Origin of the sequence: Turicibacter sp. GALT-G1, from assembly GCF_025594995.1 — a bacterium.
Classification (GTDB): Bacteria; Bacillota_I; Bacilli_A; order MOL361; family Turicibacteraceae; genus Turicibacter; species Turicibacter bilis.
In genome coordinates this window covers 1-1,537 of sequence record NZ_JAMQUS010000077.1, presented here as the reverse complement: position 1 = coordinate 1,537, position 1,537 = coordinate 1, and the positions used below count along the sequence as shown (strand labels likewise).

Here is a 1,537-nt window from a genome sequence, read left to right as displayed (position 1 = left end):
GCGTAAGCGGGTAATATAAACCTGTCTATTTTGACCTCCAACTTTGAGCTAAAATGAAGCTATCAAAGAAAAGGAGGTCAATTTTTTTATGAAAGAAAATCCGATCATTGTTCCTGTTCAGTTAAATCAATCTTCATCTGATCAGCCCTATACTGATACCCCTTCATGTTACTTCAAAATAAACGGTGCTGAAGCGACGTTTTATAATGGAGTTGATAAACATATCTTACATGCCGTTTTAGCGGAGATGTCTAAACATGCTCGTTAATTTCTCGAATGTTCAAAACATATTTATCGTTTGTGGTCACACTGATATGCGCTGTGGCATTGATGGACTAGCAGGTATCATCACAGACAAGTATAATCTTGATTTATTTAACGATGCCCTTTTCCTATTTTGTGGACGAAAAAAAGACCGATTCAAAGCCCTTTATTGGGATAAAGACGGTTTTATCTTATTATATAAACGGATTGAGAAGGGGAACCTTCAATGGCCAAGAAACCAAGAAGAAGTCAAAAAATTAACCCATCAGGAGCTTCGTTGGCTACTTGAAGGCTTATCTATTCAACAACCTAAAGCCATCAAACCAGCTCAAACAGGATGTCTGATTTAAATCATTATAAAATGGTAATAAAACCTGTATTTTCTATCTACTTTTGGGCATACTAAGCCTAACATGAATCATTTTAGAAAAAGAGGTGAGGCAATTGAGTACGTTTGAATCAAAACTAATCAAAGAAAATCAGAACTTATTAAAAAAACTGGATCAACAAACTCAACGAATCACTCAACAAGATCAACAAATCACTGAGCAGACTCTAAAAATTCAACAATTAACGGAACAAGTAGAATTTCTAACAAAAAAGCTTTTTGGATCCTCAAGCGAGAAAACTAAAGTTGATCCCAATCAACTCTCACTTTTTGAGGATCCTGTTTTAGAAAACGACCAAACAAACATTGAACCAACAGAAGAAATCACATATCGCCGCCGTAAGGCATCGGGGCGTAAGGCAGAGCTAACCAAAGATTTACCCGTTGAAGAAATTCACTGTGAGTTACATGGTGAAGATTGTACATGTGACTATTGTGGTCAAAAGATGAAACCGATGGGAAAGAAAATCATTCGTGAAGAGGTCTGCTTTATCCCAGCGAAACTATTTAAAAAAGTGTACTATTCACACGCTTATAAGTGTGATTGTCATGATGACTCCTATGAACCACAGCCGATTCAATGTGCTGAAGTCCCTAAAGGACCCATTCAAAGGAGCTTAGCTGGGCCTAGTGTTCTAGCTTGGATGATCCATCAAAAGTATGAATTAAGCCTTCCACTTTATCGTCAAGAGAAAGAATGGCAGACGTATGGTTTAGAATTAAGTCGGCGCACGATGGCGAACTGGATGATCAAAGTCGCCAATGATTGGTTACGCCCACTTTACGATTATTTCGCCAAAATCTTAGTAAAAGAAGAAGTTCTTCATGCCGATGAAACGCACTATCAAGTGTTAAATCGAACGGATGGACGTGACGCAACATCTC

3 protein-coding genes are annotated in these 1,537 nt (G+C 37.8%); all 3 read left to right on the top strand.

Annotated elements, in window-relative coordinates:
- Positions 1–88: 88 nt before the first annotated feature.
- A complete protein-coding gene (locus NEH74_RS12320) occupies positions 89–268 on the top strand; it encodes a hypothetical protein (protein ID WP_055276859.1) in 180 nt (59 codons plus the stop codon).
- Positions 258–614, top strand: coding sequence for an IS66 family insertion sequence element accessory protein TnpB (gene tnpB / locus NEH74_RS12315; RefSeq protein ID WP_256656469.1), 357 nt, complete (start codon positions 258–260; stop codon positions 612–614). Before NEH74_RS12320 ends, tnpB begins: the two co-directional genes overlap by 11 nt.
- Before the next feature lie 94 nt (positions 615–708).
- Positions 709–1,537: IS66 family transposase (locus NEH74_RS12310; protein WP_262941424.1), on the top strand; the 829-nt coding region annotated here is incomplete at its 3' end.

What these genes read in the sequence shown, in the direction of transcription:
- NEH74_RS12320 (WP_055276859.1), top strand. Translation starts at nt 89, where the DNA reads ATGAAAGAAAATCCGATCATTGTTCCTGTTCAGTTAAATCAATCTTCA.
- tnpB (WP_256656469.1), top strand. Translation starts at nt 258, where the DNA reads ATGCTCGTTAATTTCTCGAATGTTCAAAACATATTTATCGTTTGTGGT.